This window comes from Archangium gephyra (assembly GCF_042230915.1).
GTDB classification, from domain to species: Bacteria; Myxococcota; Myxococcia; order Myxococcales; family Myxococcaceae; genus Archangium; species Archangium gephyra_B.
In genome coordinates this window covers 1,489,656-1,506,912 of record NZ_CP102578.1, presented here as the reverse complement: position 1 = coordinate 1,506,912, position 17,257 = coordinate 1,489,656, and the positions used below count along the sequence as shown (strand labels likewise).

The following is a 17,257-nucleotide window of genomic DNA, read 5'->3' as shown; positions in this document are numbered from 1 at the left end:
TACACACCCGCCATGCCCGCGAATTGGAACGCCTTCGACATCGCCCTCGTCACCGCGTCCACCTTCCCCGAGTGCCTGCCCGACGAGCAGCTCCTCGCCGACGCGCTCGCCGCCCGGGGCCTGAAGGCCGGGCCCGTCATCTGGGACGACCCCTCGGTGGACTGGAGCCGCTTCCGGCTCGCGCTCATCCGCACGGCCTGGGACTCGGATGCGCGCCGCGATGAGTTCGTCGCCTGGGCCGAACGCGCCGGGGCCCGCTGCCCGCTGTGGAATCCACCCGAGGTGCTCCGCTGGAACACGCACAAGGGGTACCTGCGCGAGCTCGAGGCGCGCGGCGTGGCCATCGTCCCCACCGCCTGGATGGAGCGCGGCTCGCGGGTGGACGTGAAGGCGCTGCTCGCCGGGCGAGGCTGGAGCGATGCGGTGGTGAAGCCGGCGGTGTCCGCGGGCGCGCGTGACACACTGCGCGTCCGCAAGCCCGAGGACCTCCCCGCCGCCCAGGCGCTGGTGGAGCGGGTCCTCCCGCACAAGGACATGATGGTGCAGCCCTATCTGGCCTCGGTGGAGAGCCATGGCGAGCGCTCCATCCTCTTCCTGGGTGGCGAGCACACCCACGCCATCAAGCGGCCCCCCGCGCTCTCGGGCAACCCGGGCTACGACGCCACCGCCGCCGAGTCGGCCCCCTCCTCCGAGGACGAGCGCGCCTTCGCCCGCCAGGTGCTCGCCGCCACGGGCTTCGAGCTGCTCTACGCCCGGGTGGACGTGGCGCGGGACGAGCAGGGCGCGCTGCGGCTGATGGAGCTGGAGATCACCGAGCCCAACCTCTTCCTGCGCCAGGGCGGGCCACGGGCAGTGGACTGTCTGGCGGATGCCCTCGTCCACAAGGCCCGTGGGATGGCTTAGCCTGGGGGCATGCCCTCCCCGGAGAAGAAGCCCCGAGCCCCGCAGGACACGCTGTCTCCGCGGCTGAAGGTGCTGCTCGAGGAGCTCACCTACCGGGAGCTGGCCTCGCGGCTGGAGCGCGTGTACCGGGCCGCCGCGGTGGCCATCGACCGGCTGGGGCACCTCAACATCGTCAAGTACGAGCCCACCACGCTGGAGGAGACGGCGGGGGCGGACCTGTCGCTGTGGGAGACGATGGCCCCGGCCATCCGGGACACGGTGGTGGACGTGAACGCCCTCGTGTCGGCCATCCACGAGGCCTTCCCGCCGCCCGCGGAGGCGGCTCGCGAGGGCGCGTGGGAGCCCCCACCGGCGGGCGTCGACGAGCGGCTGGAGCGGGAGGTGGAGGTGGTGCTGGGCGCGTGCGCGGGGCGGCTGTCGCGGCGCGTGGCGGACCTGGGCCAGCGGGTGCGGCGGCCCGAGGTGGTGAGCGATCGCTGGGCACTCATGGCGGAGCTGCAGTCGTTCCGCGCCGACTTCCGCGCGCAGATAGGGGACCTCGTGTACCTCACGGCGGCGGCGTTCGCGGACGTGCGGCGCGAGGACGTGGTGCCGGGCTACCAGGGACAGGTGACGGCGGCGGCCGTGCTGCGCGGCGCGGTGGCGGAGCTGCGGCGCTCGCTGCAGTCGAGGCTGGAGAAGGCGGCGGCCTCCACGCCCCGGGAGGTGCCGGGGATGGCGCGGCGGCTAGAGGAGATGCTGGCGGCCTTCGCCGGGATGAACGCCTCGCTGACGATGAAGACGCGGGACAAGCGCCTGCTGGTGGAGCAGCGCGAGCGCCTGCGCGCGCTGGCCTCACTGCCGGAGCTGCCCGCAGGGGAGTTCCAGTCGCTGATGGAGCCCTTCCTCGGGGAGCTGGGGCGGGTGGGCGCGGAGCTGACGCAGCGCACGCTGGCGGCGCACGACCGGGCGGTATGGGCGGCGTGCGGGGCGCGGCTGGAGCAGGCGGCGATGCACCTGTTCCTGGGCTCGCCGGGCGCCGAGCGGGTGCTGCGGGAGGCGGTGGCCGTGGCGGAGGCGCTCTACGGCCGGGCGCCGGTGTTCGACGCCTTCCTGCGCAAGGTGCGCGCGAACCTCGAGCAGTCCTTCAACGACACGGAGCTGCGCGAGACGCTGGAGATCTTCCGGGAGCGTCTCGCGGCCCTGCCCTTCACCTGAGCTACTTGGACTCCGTCTTCGCGCCCTCGGGCAGCGCGGCGGGAGCCGGCACGGCGAGACGCGGAATCACCAGGTTGCGGTACTCGGTGGCGAGGGACTCGGGCGTCATCTCCTCCTGCCACTGCTTGGGATTGGTGTTCCAGCCGTAGTCCGCGGGCACCTTGCCGCCGCCCTGGTTCTTGTAGCCAATCATGTCCGGGAACTTCGCGGACCAGCGGCCAGCAGGGTCCGTCTCACGGGTGATGGGCTCGCGGTTCGGGCGGGGGGTGTAGTTGCTCTTGCTCATGAGGCGTGACTCCTAGCAGGTGCGCGGCCTCTCCGGAACCCCCACGGGGGCCCGGGGGATGCCCGGACCCCCTGGGCCTACCCGGGGCCGCTCGCTGCCCTCCCGGCGGAGGGTGCCCCGGCCCTCGAGCGCCTGCCCCGCGACGGCACCGGCGGCAGCCAGCGCGGCCCCAGCTCGAACACGGCGGCGAAGTAGCGCGCCTGCGCCTCGCTGCCGTAGCGATAGCGCCGCACCCCACCCTCCTTGAGGGTCACCTCCACACCCCAGTTCTTCCCACGCCGGCGAAGCGCGACTCGCGCAATCTCCATGCCCACCCTCCCCCCTCTGGAACGCCTTTCTCTTGAAAGCGGCGTGCCAAGACGAGTCCCTGCCTTCGCCGGGTTGCGGTGTGCGGCCGTGAACAGCAGGCGATGGGACGGTAGGCGCTACAGGCCCGCCTGCCTGCCCTCCAAGGGTGCCCGGAAATCGCGGCCCGGCGACTTGTGGCCGCCGATTGCTGCGTTACGTGAAAGGGCATGACCGGATCAACTGACAAGAACACGGGCGAGGCCATCTCGGAGTTCACCCTGCCCGAGGGCTGCATGCTGTGCGGCGGTGCGGTGACCATCCGCAGCACACCGGGCAACGGCGCCCACAGCTACTGCCCGCACTGCCACTGGCTGTCGCGCACGCGGCTGCGCATGCGCAAGGAGGGGCTGGAGATCGCCTACGCCACGCAGGCCTTCGCGTAGGCGCTCAGCGCAGCAACCACAGCACGCAGGGCACCGTGGCGAACGAGAGCGGGATGCCCAGCCCCACCATGAGGGCGGAGAGCTCCGGGTCCAACCCGTTGTCCGTGGCGAGGATGGCGGAAGTGACCATGGGAGCCATGCCGGCCTGGAGAACGGACACCTCGAAGGTGAGCCGGCCCATGCCGGGCACGAGCAGCAACAGGAGCGCGATGGCGAGCGGCGCCAGCGCCAGCTTGTAACCGAGCCCCAGCGCGAGCGCGCGCACCCGGCCCTTCACGCCCGAGGGCCGCAACTGGAAACCCACCGAGAAGAGCGCCATCGGCGTGAGCATGTCTCCCAGCCGGCCGAGGACCACGTCCACCCACTCGGGCCAGTCCCACGGCTGCAGGAGGAACGCGGCCACCAGGGCGAGGAAGGGCGGAAAGCCCACCACCTTGCGCAGCAGCGCCCCGGTACGGGGGTCCTTCGCAGCGGCGCGCGCGGCGAAGAGGGTGGCCACCGTGCCCAGCACCATGAACGAGCCGAGCTGATCCACGACGACGGCCACCTGCTGCGCCTCGTGGCCCATGAGGCCCTCGATCAGGGGCAGGCCCACGAAGGCGGTGTTGCTCAACCCGCCGGTGAGCACGAGCGCCGCCACGGTGCCGGGTGGAAAGCCCAGCCGCGGGCCCAGGGCACGGAAGAAGAGCCACGAGCTCCCGAAGACGAGCCAGGGCGTGGCGGCGGCAACGAGCAACGCGGGGGCGAGCGTCAGGCTGTGCACCGCGCGCAGCACCAGCGCGGGCAGCGCGATGTTGAGCACGAAGGCGTTGAGGACCAGCGCCGTCTGCTCCGGGAAGCGGCCGCTGCGCCGGGCGAAGGCACCGAGCAGGAGACTGACGGCCAGCAGGCCGAGGAACTTGCTCACGAGGACCGCCTCCCGGAGCCACGCGGGGCAGGACGCCCCTCTCCGGACAGGAGCGGGCGCTCGCGTTGGATGAGCTCGGTGAGGAAGTGGAGGGTGGCGCGCACCCGCGCGTTGTGCTGCAAATCCGCGTGGACCACCAGCCAGATGTCACGGCGCAGCGAGGCCACCAGGGGCGCCACCCGCCGCAGGCCCGGCTCGCGGTCTCCACACAGGCACGGCATCACCCCCACGCCCATGCCCGCGACGGCGGCCGTCACCACCGACAGCAACGAGTTGCAGCGCACCGCCACCCGCGCGCCCGGAGCGGCCTCGGCCAGCCAGCGGGCCTCGGGCCACTTCGCCGCGGCGTCCGCGTAGCCGATGACGTCATGGCCGGCGAACCCCCGCGCCGGGTCCGGCGGGCCGCGCCGCTCCAGGTACGCCTCCGAGGCATAGGGCGCGATGGCGATCTCCCCCACCTTGCGCGCCACCAGCGTGCCGTCCTGCGGCCGGGTGAGGCGGATGGCGATGTCCGCCTCGCGCCGGGCCAGGTCCAGCGCGCCGTAGTCGGTGAGGAACTGCACCTCGATGCCGGGGTGGCGCTCGCGGAAGGGCGAGAAGCGCGGCAGCACCACATCCACCGCGAAGGCCTCGGTGAGGGTGATGCGCACCACGCCCTCCAGGCGCGCGTCCTCGCCGCTGGCCCGCCGCTCCACCGCGAGCGCCGCCGCCTCCATCTCCTCCACCGCCGAGTGGATGCCCCGCCCCGCGTCCGTCAGCACCAGCCCCGCGGGCGTCCGGTCGAAGAGCTTCGAGCCCAGCTCCTCCTCCAGCGCCGCGAGCCGCCGTCCCACCGTGGAGGCATCCACCTCCAGGCCCCGCGCCGCCGCGGCGAGCGTCCCCTCCCGCGCGATGGCGAGGAAGTAGCGGAGATCGTTCCAGTCGGGCACGACCTGCAAATTCGCATGCCCCCCCTGCAATCTCCAGCGTTTTCGCAAGGGGTGGTTCCGGGGCATTTCTTGGCTCGCCCGGGCCGCACGGAGCGGCCGGAGCCCATCCTCTGGAGCAGACCATGAAGACGATGAACCGCCTCGCGCTGACCGTTGCCACCCTGGGCCTCGCGGCCGGCTGTGCCACCACGGGGGGAGCCTCGGCCACGCGCGTGAAGACGAATGAGCTGACGGGCGCGTGGACGAGCGCGGTGTGCGAGTCGATGCCCAACCCGGACGGTTCGAAGACGTACTTCAAGCGCAACTTCAACCTGACGGAGAAGGACTGGGCGCTGAAGTTCGAGACGTTCGGCGACGCGGGCTGCACGGCGCGGCTGTTCACCGCGCGCTTCGAGGGCCCGTACACGCTGCTGAAGGACTCGGAGAAGGTGGCGGGGGCGACGGAGGGCAACTTCGGCTTCGCCCGGCACTACATGACGGCGCACGTGCAGCCGGTGGCGGACTGGTTCCAGGGCGCGAAGTGCGGGACGGGCACGTGGAAGGTGGGCGAGGAGCAGGAGACGAGCACGACGGGGTGCGTGTTCCTGCGGCCGGTGACGGCGTGCGGAACGGACCACGACATCGTGAAGGTGGAGGGCAACCAGCTCTTCTTCGGGAAGCGCCCGGCGGACGGGGACATGTGCACGCCGGACAAGCGCCCCATGGCCCTGACGCCGGTGGCCGTGGTGCGCGGCTGAGCGGTTTCCCCGCTCCCGTCAGGCCGGGAACAAGCGCCCGCGGAGCTCCTCGATTCCGCGGGGCGAGCACAGCTCGGGCGAGAAGAGCACGTCGAGCGCACGCTGGGCCAGGGCGGGAGCGGATGCGGCGACGAGCACCCGGCCACACTCCTCGAGCTGCTCGCGGATGAGACCAATCTCGCCGTACATCTCGGCGAGCTTCATGCGGTCCTCGACCGACAGCTCGCGCTTCATCTCCGCGATGACCTGGCGCAGCTCCACCGTCTTCCCATCCGCGCGCTGCACGGTGGGCTCGGGCTCCTCCAGCTCCGCGTCGTCTGCGAGCAGCGGCCAGATGTCCGTCAGCAGCGTGGGCTCCTGCACCAGCAGGTGGCCCACGCGCTGGGCACAGCCCTGACACGAGGCGCCAGCGAAGCGCGGCAGGTTCAGCGCCGGAGAGGCTCCAGCGCCACAGAGCAGACAGGTGGCCAGGTCGGTGGTGGGCTCCATGGGGCTCACCCTTAACGCCCTCGCCCGGCTGACGCCATCGCCACTCGAGCCTCTGTCACCTTTCTACCTGGCTCCCCCCCAGGCGAGCCCGGGAGCCCACCCCATCGGCTACGGCTTGTCCGAGACGACGATCGCGAAGGGGTACCGATCCTCGGTCCTCGTGTCGGGATCGTACGGACCCGTCGGCAGGACGGTCACGATGAGGGTCCGCTTCTGGTCCGCCGCGAACTTCAGCTCCTTCGGGCCCGAGGAGAGGTCCAAGAACTCACCATCCGAGTCCGGCGTCAGCCCGGGCACGGCCTGGACGACGAAGCGGCGCCCCGCATCACCCGGGGCGTTCAGCGACACGTACACCGGCTGGGGCGTGCCCACGCCGGCCGACAGCTCGATGTAGCTCGTGCCGAGCATCATCGGCGCGTTCTCGGTGATGGAGACGGTGCCCGGCACGGCCTCCTGCTGGGCCGCCAGCGCGAGCTTCGCCGCCTTCAGGTTGTCCAGCCCGTCCTTGAAGTGACGGAAGTGGCGGTCGTCCACATGATCGCCGGTGTACCAGCGCCAGCGCGAGAACTCGGGGACGGTCTCCACGTAGCTCGAGCCCTGGTCCTTCAGCATCGTGTCGAGCGCATCGGCGAAGTCCGGCTCGTTGAGCGTCTGGTCATCCTGCGCGCCCGGCGGGTTGCGCGAGTCGAGCCACATGCGCGAGAGGAACCGCGCGTCTCCCCCGAAGAAGCGATCCTTCAAGTAGAGCAGGTACATGGAGGAGCCGTACATGTACCAGGTGTCGTACTTGTCATCGCGGTCGAGCGCCCAGTCCGGGTGCGCCTGGAAGTCGTCGAAGTAGGTCTTGATGTAGCGGTCCGCGTACACCTGGTCCGTGAAGACGGCGGACATCTCGAAGGTGTGCGGGGCCTCGTACCAATCGTCCGCGGCCTGCGAGGCGTGCGCCATCTCATGGACCACGGTCTCCTCGAGCTCGGGTCCGCCATAGGGGCCCCACGCATCCACCACCATGTACCCGCGCCGGTCATCCCACGCGGTGGAGGGCTCCCCCGAGAGCACGTTGACGAGGCAGCTGCGGTGCCCCTTCCAGACGAACACGTCGAAGGCTTCATCGGGTCCGCACTCGCCCTGGTCCGTGAGCGCCGGGCGCATGCCGAGCCGGTTGACATGGTAGTCCCAGCCCTTCTCGACGAACGCGAGCACCTGCTGGGCCGTCTCCCGCTCCGACTCCTTGTAGTAGTGCACTAGCACCGGGAGGGTCCCGGAGCGGATGGAGAAGGGGAACATCTCGTTGAAGTCGGGCCGGCCGCAGATGGGCGTCCCCTCCTCCAACGGGTGCGTGTAGTCGAGCGGGTCTTCCTTGCCGTCGTCGGTCGGCTCGCAACCAGCGGCGGCGAGACCCAGCCCGGCACAGGCCAACCAGGACAGGAGCCTGGACACACCAGGACGCTGGGACGAGGAGCGGAGAAGAGAGGGCATGTCCTTCATTCCTTTGAACACGGCGGCACGCGCTTCGTGCGCGTGCTCCGGTTCCGAAGCAATGCACGTGCCTGAAGCCCTTCAGAGGGAGCGCCTCCGGTCAGGACGTCCTGGCCAGGGCATGTGACACGTCAGCGGAGGCGAGTGACATGTCAGCCCGGCCGGAGGGTGTGTCAGTCAACGTCAACGCTCCACGCCCAGCAACGCCGCGAACAGTTCGCGGGGGTCGATGCTCGCCGGGAGCCCGGAGACCCCTCCATCATTCACCTCGACCACCACCCAGCGGCCGTCCTCGAGCATCGCGACGTCCATGGTGAAGAAGCGCGCGTCGACCTTCCGTGCGAGCCGCTCGAAGGCCGTGAAGTCCGGGACGTCCACATCGAAGTCGTCATAGGACTCCGCCGCCAGCAGCCGCCCGCGCCCGAAGAACAGGCGGAACTCGAGATGCGCCGGCCCGCTCGGCGTCCGCCCCCGCACCTTGAACGGCAGGAAGCGCCTCACCACGAACCCCCGCTCGAAACGGTCTCCGCGCTCCTCGAGCAGCGCGGCGCAGATCCGCTCGAAGTCCTCTCGCGTGGCACCCTCCGGAACGAAGCACGCCTCCGCCCAGCGCTCCTTCGCCGACTTCACGTGGTCCTTCACCAGCCACGGCGGCGAGCCCAGCTCCTGCGCCGCATGCCACGCCTCCAACGCATCCGGGCCCTCGGTCCACACGGAGCGGGCCGTGTACCCCTTCAGCCGCGGGTACCAGTTCGGGAGGTAGTGCGCCGCCGCGTACTCCGCGGGAGTCGTCAGCAGCTCGTGGCCCAGCTCGCCGAGCGCCTCGTCCAGCGCCTCGTACTCCTCCCCCGTGAGCATCCATCCCCGGTAGAGCAGCCGCAGGTGGCCCCGCTCGGGAATGGCGGCGAGCGCCCGGTCCGTGTTGCCCTCCAGCAAGGCATGCAGGTCGAGCTGGAACGTCTCGATGCCCAGGGCTTCGGCCGCCTCCGCCTCCGTGTCGAAGGAATCGGACTGATGCGGATTCCGTCCAAACACGATGGCCTGCTTGATGCGGGAAGTCGTCGCCATTCGCGAACCTCTCGGTCAGGGGGTGGGTCCCCCCAGACGGTGGCTCGGCGCGAGGCCTGACGCGGGCGCGGCGGATGGCCCGCGGCGGCGGCCCGGTGGCTTCTCGCGATGTCTGGCGTTCGAGTCCAACGACGCGCTCCGCTCCGGGAACCTGACGAACTCGATTTTTTCCCGCTGGCTGGCTGCTCCGCCGCCGGGTGTTGCTCCACTTCACCCTCGTGCCGGGGAGGCAGCCCCCCTCCTTGGAGGGCGGACCCGCGCTGCGTTACAACTCGCCGGGCCGCTGCTCCTTCAGCCCTGGAGACTCCCCCGGTGAAAGTCGTTCATTCCCCGCTGCACGCCCGCCATGACGGAGGCAAGGAACTGCATCGCGGCGAGCTGGTGCCGTGCTTCGAGATGCCGGTGCGCGCCGACTACATCCTGAAGGCCGTGGAGCGCGCCGGGTTCGAGGTGCTCGAGCCCCGTACGTTCCCCCAGGAGTCGCTGCTGCGCGTCCATGACGCCGGGTTCGTCGAGTTCCTGCGCACCGCCCATGACGAGTGGCGGGCGCTGGGCAAGCAGGGCTTCATGCTGCCGAGCGGCTTTCCCGCCCGCGGCCTGCGCCGGGACTACATCCCCTCCGGCATCAACGGCCGGATGGGCTACTACGCCTTCGACGCCAGCACGCCCATCGTCGAGGGCACCTGGGAGGCCGCGCTCGCCGCCGCGCACTGCGCGCTGACCGCCGCCGCGCTGGTCGCCGAGGGCGAGAAGAGCGCCTACGCCCTGTGCCGTCCGCCCGGACACCATGCCGGGCACTCGCTCTACGGCGGCTACTGCTTCCTCAACAACGCCGCCCTGGCGGCGCAGCACCTGCGGGATCGAGGCTTCGCCCGGGTGGCGGTGCTCGACGTGGACTACCACCACGGCAACGGCACCCAGGACATCTTCTGGGAGCGCTCCGACGTGCTGTTCGTCTCCATCCACGCGACCCCGGAGACGGAGTACCCCTACTTCCTCGGCTATGCCGATGAGCGCGGCGCGGGCGCGGGAGAGGGCTACACCCTCAACCTCCCCCTGCCGCGCGGCACCGTCTGGAAGGAGTACAGCACCGCCCTGGATGCCGCGATGGACGCCCTCGCCACGTTCTCGCCCGATGCGCTGGTGGTGTCGCTCGGCGTCGATACCTACGAGGGCGACCCCATCAGCGCCTTCAAGCTCGCCCAGGAGCACTACCCGCTCATCGGCCAGCGGCTGGCCGGGCTGAAGCGGCCGACGGTGTTCGTGCAGGAAGGCGGCTACGCGGTGGATGAGATCGGCACCAACGTCGCCGGCGTGCTGGAAGGCTTCCTCCGCCAGCGCTGAGCGCAGAGCCCTCCTCAGCCCCGCAGGCGTTCGCGCAGCACCGCCCCGAGCACCTTCGCCGTGTCCTCGGGCACGCGCGCGAGGTGCGTGTAGAGCGTCTCCTCCAACTGCGCGAGCACCTCTGGCGCCGCCCCGGCCTCCCGCATGCCGGCGAGCACGGTATAGGCCGCCATGCCGAGCGGCTCGACGAAGCCACCCGACTCCTCCCAGAACTCCTCGAAGCAGGGCACGGCCTCCCCGGAGACGACGCGGAGCAGACGCCCCACGTTGACCTCCCAGTACGCCCGGTGCGCTTCCAGGAGTTCGGGGCTCGAGAACGGACCCTGGCGGACCTCGATGCGCGTGCCCTCCCCTGAGGGCTCGAGGCCAAAGGAGAGGCGCGTCGTCTCGCTGCCGAGCTCCCCGCCGTCCCAGGTCACCTCCATCACGAAGCCCCGGCCCGGAAACAACTCGAGGAGGCGGCCCGTCTGCGACCGGGGGACGCCCTTCGCATCCAGCACGTCCACCCGGAACGGCTCGCCTGATTCCGCGTCTCCTTCTTCCCCAATGCGTTGGCCACCCGGAGGCGCCCCGTACCAGCGCCGCATCTGGAAGGGATCCTCGATGGCCTCGAAGACCCGCTCCGGGCGCTGGGCCACCCACCACTCCATCGACAGCTCGCTCATGCCACCGCTCCCTCGCGGGTCCGCAGCTCCATCCGAGGCACCCGCGCGAGCAGCTCCTCCGGCAGGCGGTACTGCTCGACCACCAGGCTGATGCGCGCCGCCGGCAGCTCCGGAGCCCCGGCCTCGACCGCCACCACCTCGTGCGCCATGTCTCCCCGGAACGTCACCAGCGAGTTCGCCCTGGGCGCCAGCGCCGCCACCCGCTCGCCCCGGTGGTACAGCCGCAGCTCGCCTCCCGCGAGCTGCTCGGGCACCTGGATGTAGAGCACGCTCACGGCGACCGGACAGCCCATACGGTCCCCGTAGTACATCATGCTCTTGTCCAGGTGGGTCTCCACCCCGCGCCCGTTCTGGATCAACAGCGGATTGAGCAGGAACGCGTTGCAGACCGGCAGCAGCGCGGCGTCGAGAAACGGAGCGAAGGCCGGAAAGCGGCCCGTCACCTCGGAGAGGGCGTTGCGCCGGAACGTCACCGAGAAGCCATACGTGCCCGAGAACTGAGGCGTCAGGTTGCTCTCCCCGAGCAGGGAGGAGCCCAGGATGGCCGAGCGGATGGCCTCGATATCACCCGCGGGCAGGGCCTCGGGCGTGCGGTGGAAGTAGGTCTGGAGGCGGAAGGCCCCGCCCCAGGGCGGTTGGAAGCGCATGCGGGAAGCTCCGGTCTCACCCCAGCTGGGTGGCAATCCACCAGGTATTCCCGGCGGGATCCTTCACTCCGCCCCGGCGGTCCGGGTCGCCCTTCTGCTGCGGCTCCTGGACGGAGACGCCCCCCGCCTCGAGCGCGCGCCGGTACGTCGCATCCACGTCCGGGACATAGACGTGGAGCCAGACGGGAAACGGCGGATAGCCGGCCTGGCCCTCGGAGAGCATCACCACCGTGTCGTCGATCCGCACCTCGGCGTGCATGATCGTCCCATTCGGATGCTCGTAGCGGCGCAGCTCCGTGGCGTCGAAGGTCTTCTTCAAGAAGTCGATCACCCGCTGGGTACCGTCCGCCACCACGTAGACCGAGACACTCGCATAGCCTTCCGGCTTGTAGGGTCGATTCACTCGTCTGCCTCCGGGTGTGAATCCTACGCGGGCCACGCACTCCCGGAGTAGGGGGAAGCCCACCCCTGGCGCCCCCGGGCCACTTCCCGCAAGCTGCGCCCCGTCATGAAGCACCTGTTGGGGAAGCTGAAGGCGGAGGTCCAGGCGACGGCGGGGGGACTGCCGGGCACGTACTGGTACCTGTGGACGGGAACGCTGGTGAACCGGCTGGGCTCCTTCGTGGTGCCCTTCCTCGCGCTGTACCTCACGCGCGAGCGCGGCTTCCGGGTGGAGGAGGCCGGCATGGTGGTGTCCCTGCACGGCGCGGGCGGCGTGCTGGCGGGGCTCGTCGGCGGGACGCTCGCGGACCGGGTGGGCCGGCGCAAGACGCTGCTCTCGGGGCTGTGGCTGGGCTCGGCGGCGATGCTGTCCATGGGCTTCGCGCAGGAGACGTGGCACATCTGCGTGTCGGCCTTCCTGCTGGGCCTGCTGGGCGAGCTGTACCGGCCCGCGGTGTCGGCGGCCATCGCGGACGTGGTGAAGCCCGAGGACCGCGCGCGCGCCTATGGCCTGCTGTACTGGGTGGTCAACCTGGGCTTCTCCATCGCCCTGCCCCTGGCGGGACTCGCCTCGCGCTTCGGCTTCCTCGTGCTCTTCGTGGCGGATGCCTGCACCACCTTCCTCTACGGGCTCATCGTCTGGTGGAAGGTGCCCGAGACGCGCCCCGCTCATGTGACACGAGAAGCGGAGCCCTCGCACCGGCTGCCCTCGCTGGCTCCCTTCCGGGATGCGGTGTTCCTCTCCTTCGCCCTGCCCATCGTCCTCACGGCGATCATCTTCACCCAGGGCAACGTGACGCTGCCGCTGGACCTGACCTCGAAAGGCATGTCGCCCGCGACCTTCGGGACGGTGCTGGCGGTGAACGGCGTGCTCATCGTGCTGCTGCAGCCCTTCGCCGGCCGGGCGATGGGACAGGTGCGGCGCGCGACGGCGCTGGCCTGGGCCTCGGCCCTGACGGGGCTCGGCTTCGGGCTGCACGCGCTCGGCGCGGACCCGGCCCTCGCGGCGCTCGCGGTGGTGGTGTGGACGCTGGGGGAGATCGCCCAGGCGCCCGTGGGCTCGGCCGTGGTGGCGGACCTGGCCCCCGCCGAGCAGCGCGGCACCTACCAGGGCGCCTATTACATGCTCTGGGCCCTGTCGTCCGGCATCGCGCCCACGGTCGGCTCGTGGGTGATGGGGCGCTACGGTGCCCAGGCCCTGTGGGGTAGCTGCCTCGCGGTGGGTGTGTTCGCGGCGGGCTGGCACCTGGCCATCGCCGATGCCCGCCGCCGCCGCATGGCCACCCTGCGCCTCACCCGCACCGACGTGAGCGCCGCGCTGGACTGAGGCGCCTCAGGCCGAGTGCAGCACCGGGTGGGCCTTCAGCCCGGGCGTCATCAGGTGGGGACGGCTCGTCACGTGCGGGGCTCCGGGGAAGCGGCGGTGCGCCGGAAGCCATACACCCACGCCACCGCCGCCCCGAGCGCCGGCAACACCACCGAGAGCGTGAGCACGCCGAACACGGCGTCATTCACGGGCTCGCCCGTGGCATCCACGCCGGAGACGCGCAGCCACGCCTTCACACCGGTGACGAACCAGTTGGCGAAGTTGGACACGATGAAGGCCCACGCGAGCCGCTGCTGTCCCGTGGCACCGTAGCGCAGCATCGGCAGCGTCCAGGCCACGCCCAGCAGCAGGAAGGCCCCCATCAGCGCGTTGAGGTGCGAGGCGAGCGCGATGTGAGGATCCACGGGCACCTTGCCCGTCATGGCCGCGGAGACGTAGCCGCCGGTGAGCAGTCCCAGCAGGGTGAGCCATGCGGCGGCGTGCGCCATCAGCCGTGCGGCGGGCAGCGGGGCGGGAGTGGAGAGGGGAGCGGGAGCGGCGGAAGCCTCCTCGCTCGGAGGCACGGGACGGAGGGCGGTCGTCATGAGGTGCCCTCACTCTACCGGCACGGCAGGCGGCCAGACGAGCCACCCCCTCCAACACATCCTTCCCGAGGCGGTTTCGAGCCAGCGGACCACGCGGCGCCTGCCCGGCCGCCTGCTCGCATTCCGGGAATAGATGTGAGAGCAAACATTGCTGCCCCCTTGGACAGGAACCGCCCATGCCGTTCCGGCCGCTCCGCTGGAGCCTTCTGCTAGCCCTCGTGTGCCTGCTCGTCCCCGGTCTCGCGCCTGGCGCGGACGCCAAACGCAAGCGGGTGAAGACGGCCGCGCCCAAGCACCTCGTCGCCCTCCCCGGTGGCAAGTCGCTGCGCCGGGACGCCGCGGCCTCCTTCCAGCGCATGGCCACCTCGGCCCGCGCGGACGGCATCTGGCTCTGGGTGACCAGCGGCTACCGCACCCGCAAGGAGCAGCGCCTCCTCTACGAGCGCTACCGCAAGGGCCTGGGCCCCAAGGCCGCGCGCCCCGGCCAGTCCAACCACCAGCGGGGCCTCGCGGTGGACGTGGTCGTGGGCGACGAGGAGTCCCCCACCTACCAGTGGCTCGAGGCCAACGCGTGCCGCCATGGCTTCCGGCGCACGGTGCCCTCGGAGCCGTGGCACTGGGAGTACCGGCCCCGCACCACCCGCGCCCCCGCCCCGGGCACCGACTGCCTCGGCCAGCCCCGGCCCCCCGAGGAGCCGCCGCGCACGGCCTCGAAGGACCTCAGCTGACGCCGGGCGTCCCGCCCCACTGTCGTCTTCCTGCTCCAGGGTGACGGAAGTGCTCGTTAGCGAGCACCCACAATGTCCGGCTGTGTCATGACTGCCCTCCGGTAGGAGGCGATGCGCGGCGTCAGGCACCAACGTGGGCGGCCTGTCCATGACCGCCCTCCTGCTCACAGCCCTGCTCTGGCACGCCGGCCTCCCCGCCGGAGCCATGTTGGCGCAGACCGGACCGGGGGCTGCTCCCCAGCAGCCCCCCGCCGTGTCCGCGCCCTATCAGCCCCAGGTCTCCGATCCGCTGCTGGAGCCCGTCGCTCCGGCCGCGGTGCAGGTGGGCTCCTGGGACGAAGCGCTCGCGTTGTTGCGCCAGCGCTCCACGAACCTGCGCATCGCCCTGGCCCGGGTGGAGTCCGCCGCGGGACAGCGGCGCGTGGCGCTCGCCGGACTGCTGCCCACCGTCAACGGCTCGGCCAGTGTCCAATACAACGTGCTCGACCCGAGCTCGACGCCCTTCCTCGGGGGCGGCGCGGGCGGGGGCATCGGCGGAGGCGTCGGCACGGGAGGGGGAGACGGCCCCCGGCCCACCTCGCCCCTGGGCACCGCCACGGTGACGGCCTCCGTGCCCCTGCTCGACTGGAGTGCCCTCCAATCGCTGCGCTCGGCGGGTGCGTCACGCCGCGCCGCCGAGCTGTCGCTGGAGGAGGCACGGCGCCAGCTCACCGGAGAGCTCGCCCGGGCGCTGGCACGGGTGGCGTCCTCCGAGCGGCTCGCCGAGGTGAATCGCGTCAACCTGCGCTCGGCCCTGGAGCGGTTGGCGCTCGCCCAGCGGCGGCTGGAGCTGGGCGCGGGCACCCAGCTGGACGTCATCCGCCTGCGGCAGGACGCGGAGTCGGCGCGCTCGTCGGTGGTCTCCGGGGACAACTCGCTGCTGCAGGCGCGGGATGACCTGGCGTTGATTCTGGGGCAGGAGCAGCCGGTGGGCCTGGCGCGGAACGTGTCGCTGGAGGAGCTGCTGAACGGCGGCCAGCGGGAGTGCCGGAGCCTTCCGTCGTTGGAGGAGCGGCCGGACCTGGCGGCGGCGCGCGCGCAGCTGGAGGCGGCCGAGCACGACGTGTCGGCAGCCCAGGCGCGGTACCTGCCCACGCTGGCGGCGCAGAGCACGGTGGTGGGCCTCACGGTGGACCCGGGCTTCGCGCGGGTGCCGGTGTGGAACATCGGCGCGGTGCTCACCGTGCCCTTCTATGAAGGAGGCGCGCGCGGAGGCCGGGTGCGGCAGGCGCGGGCGCAGGAGGAGACGGCGCGCCAGCAAGCGGTGGAGTTGCAGCGCGGGGCCTCGGTCGAGGTGAGGCAGACGCGGCGCGAGGTGGACGTGGCGCGGTCGGGGCTGGAGATCGCCACCCGGGCGCGGGAGCTGGCGGCGGAGAACGACCGGCTCACCCGGCGGGCCTTCGAGGTGGGCGCCGGGACGAGTCAGGACCTGGTGGTGTCCGCGGCGGCGCTGCGGCAGACCGAGCTGAACCTGGTGGTGAGCGAGTTCCAACTGTTCCAGGCGCGAATCGAGGCGTTCCTGGCGGAGGCGGCATGCGACTGGTGAGGCGGGGAGTATGGGGGGCGTGGCTGGCGGCCCTGGCCCTGGCCGGGTGTCAACGCACGGAGGGCAAGGGAGGGCCGGGTGGACCCGGAGGCCCTGGAGGACCGGGCGGCGGACAGCCGCTGCCGGTGGAGGTGCTGGCGCTGCAACCGGGCCCGGTGCGCGACACGGGCGAGTACCTGGGGACGCTCATCTCCCGCCGCAGCATCACCGTCTATCCACAGGTGGCGGGCTACGTGCAGCGCATCGCGGTGAAGCCGGGCCAGCAGGTGAAGCAGGGCCAGCTGCTGCTGGAGGTGGACCCGAGGCGCGAGCGCGCGGGCGTGCGGAGCGCCCAGGCCCAGCGCGCCTCGGCCCTGGCCCAGCAGCAGTACGCGCGCAGCACCCGGCAGCGCGCCGAGCAGCTGCTGCGCGAGGGGCTCATGAGCCGGCAGGACTATGAGCAGGCGGTGGCCGAGGCGGCGGCGGCCGAGGCCAGCGCGCGCACGGCGGAGGCACAGCTCCAGCAGCAGCAGGTGGAGCTCGGCTACTACGGGGTGCAGGCGCCCTTCGCGGGCGTGGTGGGCGACATCCCCGTGAAGGTGGGCGACTACGTCACCTCGCAGACGGCGCTGACGCACGTGGACCAGAGCCGGGCGCTGGAGGTGTCGGTGGCGGTGCCGCCCGAGCGCGCCGCCGAGGTGGAGGTGGGCACCACCCAGGTGGAGGTGCTGGATGACGAGGGCAAACCGGTGGTGAGCGCCCCTGTCTTCTTCGTGGCCCCCACGTCCGACCCGCGCACGCAGCTGGTGGAGCTGAAGGCCGCCTTCGACAACACGCGGGGACTGCGCGCCGGCCAGGTGGTGCACACGCAGGTGGTGTTCGACACGCGCGAGGCGCTGCGGCTGCCCACCTTCGCGGTGACGCAGCAGAGCAGCCAGTACTTCGCCATGGTGGCGGTGCAGGGGGATGGCGGCCCCATGGTGGCGCAGCGCCGGCCGGTGAAGCTGGGCGGGCTCCAGGGCAACTACTACGAGGTGCTGGAGGGCCTGGAGGCGGGGACGCCCGTCATCGTCGGCTCGCTCCAGCAGCTGCGGGATGGGCAGCCCATCCAGCCCAAGCCGGTGAAACAGCTGCCGGGCGAGGGCCCTGGCGTGGGCGGCGCCGCGGACGCGGGCACGGGGGGTGCTGGCGACGCGGGCATGGGGCCGGGCCCGGACGGGGGGGAGTGAGC

Annotated in this window: 20 protein-coding genes; 9 read left to right on the top strand and 11 right to left on the bottom strand. The window is 71.6% G+C overall.

Features of this window, described 5'->3' with window-relative positions; all coding sequences use genetic code 11:
* Positions 1-12 precede the first annotated feature (12 nt).
* Together NR798_RS06175 and NR798_RS06170 are read left to right on the top strand one after the other, a co-directional pair.
* Positions 13-903, top strand: a complete 891-nt coding sequence (locus NR798_RS06175) for a RimK family alpha-L-glutamate ligase (RefSeq protein WP_375770485.1) — start codon at positions 13-15, stop codon at positions 901-903.
* 9 nt (positions 904-912) lie between these two features.
* Complete coding sequence (locus NR798_RS06170; protein ID WP_375770484.1) at positions 913-2,100, top strand: hypothetical protein; 1,188 nt, start codon at positions 913-915, stop codon at positions 2,098-2,100.
* 1 nt (position 2,101) lies between these two features.
* On the opposite strand, the gene NR798_RS06165 is transcribed toward NR798_RS06170, so the two are convergent.
* Together NR798_RS06165 and NR798_RS06160 are read right to left on the bottom strand one after the other, a co-directional pair.
* On the bottom strand, positions 2,102-2,386 hold the full coding sequence (locus NR798_RS06165) for a hypothetical protein (protein WP_375770483.1): 285 nt from the start codon (positions 2,384-2,386) through the stop codon (positions 2,102-2,104).
* Positions 2,387-2,463: 77 nt separating this feature from the next.
* The gene (locus NR798_RS06160) at positions 2,464-2,694 is read right to left on the bottom strand and encodes a hypothetical protein (RefSeq protein ID WP_375770482.1); all 231 of its coding nucleotides are present in this window, start codon (positions 2,692-2,694) and stop codon (positions 2,464-2,466) included.
* 207 nt (positions 2,695-2,901) lie between these two features.
* On the opposite strand from NR798_RS06160, the gene NR798_RS06155 reads away from it, so the two are divergent.
* Entirely contained in the window at positions 2,902-3,117 is a 216-nt protein-coding gene (locus tag NR798_RS06155) for a hypothetical protein (protein WP_375770481.1), read from the top strand.
* Positions 3,118-3,121: 4 nt separating this feature from the next.
* Here NR798_RS06155 and NR798_RS06150 read toward each other — a convergent pair whose 3' ends face one another.
* Positions 3,122-4,024: an AEC family transporter gene (locus NR798_RS06150; protein WP_375770480.1), complete on the bottom strand. Its 903-nt coding sequence runs from the start codon at positions 4,022-4,024 to the stop codon at positions 3,122-3,124.
* Positions 4,021-4,953 (bottom strand): LysR family transcriptional regulator, encoded by a 933-nt coding sequence (locus NR798_RS06145; protein WP_375773729.1) that lies wholly within the window; start codon positions 4,951-4,953, stop codon positions 4,021-4,023. Before NR798_RS06145 ends, NR798_RS06150 begins: the two co-directional genes overlap by 4 nt.
* Positions 4,954-5,075: 122 nt before the next feature.
* On the opposite strand from NR798_RS06145, the gene NR798_RS06140 reads away from it, so the two are divergent.
* Positions 5,076-5,690 carry a hypothetical protein gene (locus tag NR798_RS06140; RefSeq protein WP_375770479.1) on the top strand — a complete coding sequence of 205 codons (615 nt, stop codon included), beginning with the start codon at positions 5,076-5,078 and terminating at the stop codon, positions 5,688-5,690.
* An 18-nt stretch (positions 5,691-5,708) separates the two neighbouring features.
* Here the strand turns inward: NR798_RS06140 and NR798_RS06135 are convergent, their stop codons facing one another.
* The 3 genes from NR798_RS06135 to NR798_RS06125 all read right to left on the bottom strand — a co-directional run bounded on the left by NR798_RS06135 (position 5,709) and on the right by NR798_RS06125 (position 8,726).
* Positions 5,709-6,179: a hypothetical protein gene (locus tag NR798_RS06135; protein WP_375770478.1), complete on the bottom strand. Its 471-nt coding sequence runs from the start codon at positions 6,177-6,179 to the stop codon at positions 5,709-5,711.
* 108 nt (positions 6,180-6,287) lie between these two features.
* Complete coding sequence (locus NR798_RS06130) at positions 6,288-7,658, bottom strand: hypothetical protein (RefSeq protein WP_375770477.1); 1,371 nt, start codon at positions 7,656-7,658, stop codon at positions 6,288-6,290.
* Positions 7,659-7,841: 183 nt separating this feature from the next.
* Positions 7,842-8,726 (bottom strand): ATP-grasp domain-containing protein, encoded by an 885-nt coding sequence (locus tag NR798_RS06125; RefSeq protein ID WP_375770476.1) that lies wholly within the window; start codon positions 8,724-8,726, stop codon positions 7,842-7,844.
* A 312-nt stretch (positions 8,727-9,038) separates the two neighbouring features.
* On the opposite strand from NR798_RS06125, the gene NR798_RS06120 reads away from it, so the two are divergent.
* Positions 9,039-10,070, top strand: a complete 1,032-nt coding sequence (locus tag NR798_RS06120; protein WP_375770475.1) for a histone deacetylase family protein — start codon at positions 9,039-9,041, stop codon at positions 10,068-10,070.
* Positions 10,071-10,084: 14 nt separating this feature from the next.
* On the opposite strand, the gene NR798_RS06115 is transcribed toward NR798_RS06120, so the two are convergent.
* The 3 genes from NR798_RS06115 to NR798_RS06105 are packed head-to-tail and all read right to left on the bottom strand — an operon-like array spanning position 10,085 to position 11,785.
* Positions 10,085-10,735 (bottom strand): SRPBCC domain-containing protein, encoded by a 651-nt coding sequence (locus NR798_RS06115; protein WP_375770474.1) that lies wholly within the window; start codon positions 10,733-10,735, stop codon positions 10,085-10,087.
* Positions 10,732-11,382: a 2OG-Fe(II) oxygenase gene (locus tag NR798_RS06110; RefSeq protein ID WP_375770473.1), complete on the bottom strand. Its 651-nt coding sequence runs from the start codon at positions 11,380-11,382 to the stop codon at positions 10,732-10,734. The genes NR798_RS06115 and NR798_RS06110 overlap by 4 nt, the downstream gene beginning before the upstream one ends.
* A gap of 16 nt (positions 11,383-11,398) precedes the next feature.
* A complete protein-coding gene (locus tag NR798_RS06105; protein WP_375770472.1) occupies positions 11,399-11,785 on the bottom strand; it encodes a VOC family protein in 387 nt (128 codons plus the stop codon).
* A 105-nt stretch (positions 11,786-11,890) separates the two neighbouring features.
* On the opposite strand from NR798_RS06105, the gene NR798_RS06100 reads away from it, so the two are divergent.
* Positions 11,891-13,150, top strand: coding sequence for an MDR family MFS transporter (locus NR798_RS06100; RefSeq protein ID WP_375770471.1), 1,260 nt, complete (start codon positions 11,891-11,893; stop codon positions 13,148-13,150).
* Positions 13,151-13,218: 68 nt separating this feature from the next.
* On the opposite strand, the gene NR798_RS06095 is transcribed toward NR798_RS06100, so the two are convergent.
* Positions 13,219-13,734, bottom strand: a complete 516-nt coding sequence (locus NR798_RS06095) for a hypothetical protein (protein ID WP_375770470.1) — start codon at positions 13,732-13,734, stop codon at positions 13,219-13,221.
* A gap of 176 nt (positions 13,735-13,910) precedes the next feature.
* Here NR798_RS06095 and NR798_RS06090 point away from each other — a divergent pair, with 176 nt between their 5' ends.
* From NR798_RS06090 to NR798_RS06080, 3 genes are all read left to right on the top strand, one after another.
* Entirely contained in the window at positions 13,911-14,462 is a 552-nt protein-coding gene (locus NR798_RS06090) for a D-alanyl-D-alanine carboxypeptidase family protein (RefSeq protein ID WP_375770469.1), read from the top strand.
* A gap of 253 nt (positions 14,463-14,715) precedes the next feature.
* Positions 14,716-16,047: a TolC family protein gene (locus NR798_RS06085; protein WP_375770468.1), complete on the top strand. Its 1,332-nt coding sequence runs from the start codon at positions 14,716-14,718 to the stop codon at positions 16,045-16,047.
* Positions 16,035-17,255, top strand: coding sequence for an efflux RND transporter periplasmic adaptor subunit (locus NR798_RS06080; RefSeq protein WP_375770467.1), 1,221 nt, complete (start codon positions 16,035-16,037; stop codon positions 17,253-17,255). The genes NR798_RS06085 and NR798_RS06080 overlap by 13 nt, the downstream gene beginning before the upstream one ends.
* Positions 17,256-17,257: the final 2 nt, after the last annotated feature.